The sequence below is a fragment of the uncultured Nevskia sp. genome (assembly GCF_903885465.1).
GTDB lineage: Bacteria > Pseudomonadota > Gammaproteobacteria > Nevskiales > Nevskiaceae > Nevskia.
Window position 1 is genome coordinate 1 of the sequence record NZ_CAISIQ010000137.1, and the last position, 7,483, is coordinate 7,483.

Consider the following 7,483-nt stretch of genomic DNA (forward strand, 5'->3'; position numbering starts at 1 on the left):
AATCCGGAGGCGCTGGTCAGCGCGATCCCGAGCTGCGTGCCGGCCGGCAGTGCCGCGAAGTATCCGCCGATCCTCGCCTACGACTACCTGCAGTCACGGTTCGCGGCAACTTACGGTGGCTGATCTGATGGCCAATCGATGAAGCTAGTCATTCCACTGCTGTTGCTGCTGTCGCTCCTGCCCGCTGCACAGGGCGAATCGACTGAAGACGGCACGATCCGCGTGATCCTGCTCGGCACTGGCGGGCCGGAGCTGACGCCCGATCGCCAGGGCGTGGCCACCTTGGTCGAAGCGGGTGGGCAGCAGCTGTTGTTCGACGCAGGCCGCGGCGTGCTGCAACGACTCTACGAATCGCGCGTCAAGGTCACCGACGTGACCCAGGTCTTCCTCACCCATCTGCACAACGATCACATCGAGGGCCTGCCTTCGCTGTGGATGACGCCCTGGTTCCTGCTTGGACGCGACCGGCCGATGGAGGTCTGGGGGCCGACTGGCACCGCGACGATGATCGCGGGCATGCGCGCCATGTACCAGTTCGACGTGGCCCATCGCGCCAATGCCTTCAACAAGGTCGAGAACCTCGGCGTCACCGTCACCGAGATCAAGGACGGCGACATCTATGATCGCGGCGGCGTGAAAGTCCGCGCCTTCTCGGTCTGGCACGACGATGGCAATCCGGCCTATGGCTATCGCGTCGACTACCAGGGCCGCTCGGTGTTGCTGTCCGGCGACACCACGTACTCGGACAATCTGGTGAAAGCCGGACGCGGCGTCGATCTGATCGTCCACAACGTCGTGGCAATGAGCAAACGTCTCGGCGATGCCGCCGAGATGGGGCCGGTGCTCGGCAAGCTGACCACGCCAGAGCAGGCTGCCAAGGTGTTCCAGCAGGACCAGCCTCGTCTGGCCGTGTTCTCCCACATCGTCAAGAAGGAGTTGCCGGGACGCGATGGCGACAAGACGATCCTGCAGCGCGTGCGCAAGGCCGGCTACGACGGCCCGCTGGAAATGGGCTATGACCGCATGGTGATCGAGATCGGCAGCTCGATCCACGTGCAGGCGCCGGGCAGCACCGACGACCTGCCCGAAGTCGATCGCAAGGCCTCGTACGCGGCACCGTAAGGAGTTTGCAGATGGCACCGAAACAGCTCGTGCAGGAATGGGTCCGCCGGTTCAACGCTGCCGACATCGAAGGATTGGCAGCGCTCTACGCCGAGCACGCGATCAACCATCAAGTGGTGATGGAACCGCTGCATGGCCGCGAGGCGATCCGGCAGATGTTCCAGACCGAATTTGGCCGAGCGCAGATGGTCTGCCTGATCGAGAATCTGTTCGAGGACGGCGAATGGGCGATCCTGGAATGGCGCGATCCGAACGGCTTGCGCGGCTGCGGCTTCTTCCACGTGCAGCAGGGCAGCATCGTCTTTCAGCGCGGCTACTTCGATCAGCTGTCGTTCTTCCGGCTCAATCAGCTGCCGGTGCCGGAGCGCTATCTCGGTAGCTGAGACCTAGTGTCCAGATCCTAGTTGGACACGCAAAAGCCAGTCATGCCCGCGCAGGCGGGCATCCAGTTTGGGCTGTAGCGCGCCGCATCAGAACTGGATTCCCGCCTGCGCGGGAATGACGAGTATTGGTGGCACTTGAAGGAAAGATTTTCTAACCTCCCATCACTCGCGCGGCAAACAGAGCTGGTAGTGCTTGCAGGTAAACGAGTAGCTGACCGGCTTGACCGCTTTCAAACCATCCAGCCCCTTGCTCTGAAACTGCGCCTTGTAGCGCGCGACACGCGTGTCGTAGTCCTTGAGCAGCTTCTGCTTGACCGGTTCCTCGACGAAGGAATACTTCAGCGAGTTGCGGCCGATCAGCACGATCTCTTCCCAGGACAGATTGAACTCGCGCACGGCGACGAAGTATTCGTCGGTCATGTTCGAGTCCCACATGCCGCGATCGTCGGTCGACAGCGCCACCGGGATCCCGGTGCGCAGGTATTCCGGGAACGGATGCTGCTGGAAGTTCTGCACGTATTCGAGCAGCAGATTGCTGATCAGGTTGATCTCGACCATGTACGGCCCATTGCGCATCAGCAGCATGGTGTCCGGATCGGTGATCAGATTGTTGCCGTGACCGATGCGCTCGGCACCGATCTGCAAGGTGTCGCGCACGTGATGATTCGGCTCGTCCACTTCGCCGGCGTGGATCGACAGATGGATGTCCGGATACTGCTTGCGCAGTTCGCGGAGCGTCGGCAGGAAGCGCAGCGGATAACCCTTGTCGTCATCCTCGCGGCCGACCATGTTGACGCCGACCCAGAGATCGCGGTGCTTTGCCGTGAACGCGTACAGGTCCTTGAGGTCCTGCTCGGCACCGGGCAGGAAACGCAGGATCGACGACTGGAAGCGCACGGTCACACCCGTCGCTTTCGCATCGGCATCGGCCAGCCGCTGGCGATAGATCGCCACCGTTTCGTCATCGCTGAAGGTGGTGCCGTCGGCCTTGAGCTGGCCTTCCGGGCCTTCCTGGGTTTCGAGATAGGCGAGTCCTTCCTTGCCGAAGGCCTGCATGTTCCTGAACAGGATTTCGGCGACCACATAGGGGTTGCGCCAGAGTTCGTTGAGGCGTTCCCAGTGACGGCCGAAGAATTCGTTGCGGCCTTCGTAGCTCTTGTCGAGCCGGATGCTGTCGAGCCAGCCCTGCTTCTCAACGGCACTCAGATCCTGGAAGCGCTTGTACTCGGATTGCTGACAGGCATCGAGCTGGTCGTAGCTCGATTTCTGCAAGGTGCGGAACAGGATCAGATAGGGCGCGAAGCTGTATTCGTTGCTGCCGTAGGGCAGGCAGTTGTTGATGCGAACCTTGGTGTAATAGGTGTAGCCACGCGCCTGCTGGGCGATCGCCGCATCCCACCACCACTCGGACAGGCCGGCACCGGTCAGGTGATTGTGCAGATCGCCGCCTTTCGGCAGCGCGTACAGAAAGCGATACATCTGGTCTGGCGTTGCTTCTGCCTTGAGCTTCTCGAACCAGGGTTCGGCGGCTCGCAGCGGCAGGCTGCAGACGATCAGGCAAAGCGTCAGGATCAGTTTCGACATCACTGGATCATTCCCCGATCACTCTTGGGGCAGACACAGCTGATAACGCTTGCAGGTGAATGAATAGCTCACCGGCTTGACGCTTTTGAGCCCGTTCAAACCGCGGCTCTGGAACTGCGCCTTGTAGCGTTCGACTCTCGCTTCGTAATCCTTGAGCAGCTTCTGCTTCACCGGCTCTTGGACGAAGGAATACTTCAGCGAGTTGCGGCCAAGCTGGACGATCTCCTCCCAGGACAGATTGAACTCGCGCACGGCGACGAAGTACTCGTCGGTCATGTTCGAGTCCCACATGCCGCGATCGTCGGTCGACAAGGCGACCGGGATCCCGGTGCGCAGGTATTCCGGGAACGGATGCTGCTGGAAGTTCTGCACGTATTCGAGCAGCAGATTGCTGATCAGATTGATCTCGACCATGTACGGGCCGTTGCGCATCCGCAGCATGGTTTCCGGATCGCTGATCAGGTTGACGCCATGGCCGATGCGCTCGGCACCGAGTAGCAGGGTGTCGCGGATATGCTCGTTCGGCTCGTCGACTTCACCGGCATGGATCGACAGATGCACGTCCGGATAATGCTTGCGCAGTTCGCGGAAGGTCGGCAGGAAGCGCAGCGGATAGCCCTTGTCATTGTCTTCGCGGCCGACCAGGTTGATGCCGACATAGAGATCGCGGTGCTGATCGGTGAACGGATACAGCGCCTTCAGCTGATCTTCGGCATCGCCGGCAAAGCGCAGCACCGTGGACTGGAAGCGCACTTCGACACCGGTGGCCTTGGCATCGGACGCCGCGAGCCGCTTGCGAATGATGTCGAGCATCTCGTCCGGTGGGAAAGCACTGCCATCCGGCTTGATGTAGCCGAGCGGCGCGTCCTGCAGTTCGAGGTAGACCACGCCTTCCTTGCCGAAGGCCTGCATGTCGCGATAGAGGATGTCGGCGGTGACGTAAGGATTGCGCCAGAGATCGTTCAGCCGCGCCCAGTGGCCGAAGAATTCGTTGCGGCCTTCGTAATCACGATCGAGGCGGATGCTGTCGAGCCAGGCGGTTTTCTCGGCCGGCGTCAGATCCTGCAGCCGCTTGTACTCGGACTTCTGGCAGGCATCGAGTTCCTTGTAGCTCGATGCCTGCATGTTCACGAATAACAATAAATACGGGTGCTGGCCGTACTCGTTGGTGCCGTAGCCCGCGCAATTGTTGATGCGCACCTTGGTGTAGTAGCTGTAACCGTGTTCGCCCTGCGCGATCGCCGCATCCCACATCCATTCGGAACGCACGCCGCCGGACAGATGGTTGTGCAGATCGCCGCCCTTCGGCAGCGCATACAGGAAGCGGTAGAGCTGATCCGGCGTGGCCTCGGCCTTGAACTTCTCGAACCAAGAATCAGCCGCCTGCGTGGCGGAGCCGAACAAAGTGCCGATGGCCAGCAGGGCAGTCGCTAACGTGCGCATGGCAATCTCTGTCAGAGGTACTTGAGCAGATGCAGGCTGAAATACGCCGCCTGCTTGGCGGCGATCGGCCCGAGGCGCAGGTAGTCGTCATTCGGCGCTTCCTGGGCGACATTGCTGCCGGCGCGGACCACGATGTACGGCACGCCCAGGGTTTCGCAGACATGGCCCAGCGGGGCCGATTCCATTTCCATGATGTCGTTGTGGAACTGCGAGCGCAGGATCTCGATGCGCGCCGCGGTGACGCCGAAGAGGTCCGATGAAGAGACGACACCGCGCCGCACCTTGACCTTGTAAGTCGCGTCATTGGCGGTGACTTCCGGGCCTTGGTAAGTCGCGATCGCCTGGTCGGCGAGCTTCAGCAGCGCAGGCGAGGGCGAGAACGCGTTCTCGACTTCGTGGCCGTCGATCGGGCTGTTCATCGGACGAAAGACCATGTCCTTGCTGGTCAGGCTGCCGTAGTCATGTTCGTGCATGACGGTGGCGACGATGACATCGCCGGTGCGCAGATCCAGATTGGTGCGTGCACCGGTGCCGCTCATCAGCACCAGGCGCGGCTTGAACGCGCCGACGAACAAGGTCGTGGTCATCGCGGTGTAGGTCTTGCCGATGCCGGTGATCGCCACCACCACCGGTTTGCCTTCGATATGGCCCTGCCAGTAGGGAATGCCCTGCAGGTCCTTCTTCTTCGCGTCCTTCATCGCCTCGACGAACGGTGGGATTTCCTGCGGCACGGCGCCGAGAATCAGAATGGTGTCGCTTGGCTTGTAGTGCAGCGGCTTGTCAGGCGCATCGAGCGCCTGCGCAGCACCGGAAAGCAGAGCCAGAACAGCGATCAGCTTGTATTGGATTTTCATGATTGCTTACTTGGTCTTGTCGGCGACGCCGGGCACATGGTCGACATAGCTCGGCCATTCGGTGATGAGTTTCTGGACCACGATGTTGCCGACCTGGTACGCCGCTTCGAGCGCCGGCACGCCGTTCTCCGGGTACTCGGCCGTGGTGCTCCAGGCCGCTTCCTTGCCTGGCGGCTGCATGCTGTAGTTGCTTGCGGTGCGCAGCACCATCACCCGATCGAGATCGACCAGCTTGTTGCGCGACAGCCGGCGCAGCGCCGTCAGCGAGCCGCTGTCTTCCATCGCCGACATCATGAAGTTGGCGTCCGGACCGGCCTGCAGTTTCATCCAGTCGTTGGCCCATTTCGTCAGCAGGTCACCGTGGAAGTAGGTGCTCGACGACATGGTGTCGCCGATGGTCACGAACGGCGGTTTCACCGCATTCGGATAGCCCTCGAACTGCTTGCGGAAGGCGGCGATGCCCGGACTGTCGGCAACAGGATGATCCTTGGTCAGCGCGTAAGCCCACTCGGTGAGTGCTGCGTTGAGCGGAAAGTGGATGGTGTCGACGGTCCAGCCATCGGCCTTGTCGTTCGGCTTCTTGGCGCCGAGCGGCAGCAGGCCGTAGGGCCAGTCCTTCGGGATTTCGCGGGCGTCGATCTCGTAGAGCAGATCGCCATCGACGACATGCTTCGCCCAGACCGCCGTGCCCAGCGATACGTCTTGCGGATCGCCACCGCCGATGCCGGTGATCAGCCAGTAGGCCTTGCTCAGATCGAAGCGCGGGTCGACACCGAGCGCCATCACCGAGGTCGCGGCATTGGTGATGCCGCCACCGGTGCAGATCGCCAGCAGGCCGGCCTCGTTGACGTAGATCGGGTATTCGCCCATCGGGAACGGCAGTTCGGTGAGCTTCTGGCGCTCGATCCAGAACTGGAATTCACCGGGTTCATCGCCGGTCGGCTTGCCTTTCTCGAACATGCTGACCACAACCACCTTGATCGGAATCGGCACGGTGACGGCAAGCTTGCTTTCGAGTTTCGAGCAGGCGGCGAGGGTGGCGACGAGTAACAGCGGCAGCAGCAATCGAAGCGACATGGCGAGTCCGTGGGTGTTCAAGCTTGGGCGGCGAGGTTCTGGTCGAGCAGGCCGAGGTAATGGCTGCGGCGCGCATCGCTGAGCCAGGCGACTTCGAAGCTGTTGCGCACCAGCCGGGTGATTTCGGCGGCCTCGAAGCCGGCGTCTTCATGCAGGGCGATCAGGTTCTCGTTCATGTAGCCGCGGAAGTAGGCCGGATCGTCGGAGTTGATCGTCGCCTTCATGCCGAGTGCCAGCATCCGGCGGATCTCGTCGCCGGTGAGGTTCTGGACGACGAAGCGGTTCGACACCGGGCAGACCGTCAGGCCGATGCCGCGACGAGCGATCTCGGCGCAGATTTCCGGGTCTTCCAGCGAGTTGACGCCGTGATCGATGCGGTCGACGACGATGTCGTCGAGGCACTGGCGGATATGCACCAGCGTGTTCTGCTGGTTGACGTCGCAGTGCATGGTCAGCCGGTAGCCTTCAGCGCGGGCACGCGCGAACACTTCGGCGAACTTGATCGGCGGGTTGTTCTTTTCGTCGGAATCGAGACCGACGCCGACGATCCAGTCCTTGTACGGCAGCGACGCAAGCAGGGTCTGCATCGCCGATTCGGCGGACAGCTCGCGCAGGAAGCACATCACCAGCTGCGATTCGACGCCCAGTTCGCTGGCAGCCTGTACCTGTGCGCGGTGGATGCCCTGGATCACCGTGTCGAAAGCCACGCCGCGATTGGTATGGGCCTGAGGATCAAAGAACATCTCGCAGTAAAGAACGTTCTGCGAGCGGGTCTTGCTCAGATAGGCCCAGGTCATGTCGAAGAAATCCTGCTCGGTGAGCAGCACTTCCATCGCCTTGTAATAGATAGTCAGGAACGACGGCAGATCGTGGAAGTTGTAGGCGGCGATCAGCGCTTCCGGCGTGTCATGCCCCAGCGCCACGCCATTACGCGCCGCCAGTGCGAAGCTCAGCTCCGGCTCCAGCGTGCCTTCGAGATGCACGTGCAGCTCGGCCTTTGGCAGTTGTTCGATGAAGGCG

Annotated in this window: 7 protein-coding genes; 2 read left to right on the forward strand and 5 right to left on the reverse strand. The window is 61.6% G+C overall.

Annotated features, from left to right (window positions below; genetic code table 11):
- The first annotated feature begins 138 nt into the window (after positions 1-138).
- Entirely contained in the window at positions 139-1,122 is a 984-nt protein-coding gene (locus QZY06_RS05035; protein WP_295681030.1) for an MBL fold metallo-hydrolase, read from the forward strand.
- An 11-nt stretch (positions 1,123-1,133) separates the two neighbouring features.
- Positions 1,134-1,505: a nuclear transport factor 2 family protein gene (locus QZY06_RS05040; RefSeq protein ID WP_295681033.1), complete on the forward strand. Its 372-nt coding sequence runs from the start codon at positions 1,134-1,136 to the stop codon at positions 1,503-1,505.
- Positions 1,506-1,667: 162 nt separating this feature from the next.
- Here the strand turns inward: QZY06_RS05040 and QZY06_RS05045 are convergent, their stop codons facing one another.
- Genes QZY06_RS05045 through add form a run of 5 tightly spaced genes read right to left on the reverse strand, consistent with a single transcriptional unit; the run spans position 1,668 to position 7,476 of the window.
- A complete protein-coding gene (locus QZY06_RS05045; RefSeq protein WP_295681036.1) occupies positions 1,668-3,089 on the reverse strand; it encodes an adenosine deaminase in 1,422 nt (473 codons plus the stop codon).
- A gap of 18 nt (positions 3,090-3,107) precedes the next feature.
- The gene (locus QZY06_RS05050; protein WP_295681038.1) at positions 3,108-4,532 is read right to left on the reverse strand and encodes an adenosine deaminase; all 1,425 of its coding nucleotides are present in this window, start codon (positions 4,530-4,532) and stop codon (positions 3,108-3,110) included.
- An 11-nt stretch (positions 4,533-4,543) separates the two neighbouring features.
- Positions 4,544-5,386 (reverse strand): 5'-methylthioadenosine/S-adenosylhomocysteine nucleosidase, encoded by an 843-nt coding sequence (gene mtnN, locus QZY06_RS05055; RefSeq protein ID WP_295681041.1) that lies wholly within the window; start codon positions 5,384-5,386, stop codon positions 4,544-4,546.
- A 6-nt stretch (positions 5,387-5,392) separates the two neighbouring features.
- On the reverse strand, positions 5,393-6,463 hold the full coding sequence (locus tag QZY06_RS05060) for a purine nucleoside permease (protein WP_295681043.1): 1,071 nt from the start codon (positions 6,461-6,463) through the stop codon (positions 5,393-5,395).
- Between the two features lie 17 nt (positions 6,464-6,480).
- Entirely contained in the window at positions 6,481-7,476 is a 996-nt protein-coding gene (gene add, locus QZY06_RS05065) for an adenosine deaminase (RefSeq protein ID WP_295681045.1), read from the reverse strand.
- Positions 7,477-7,483: the final 7 nt, after the last annotated feature.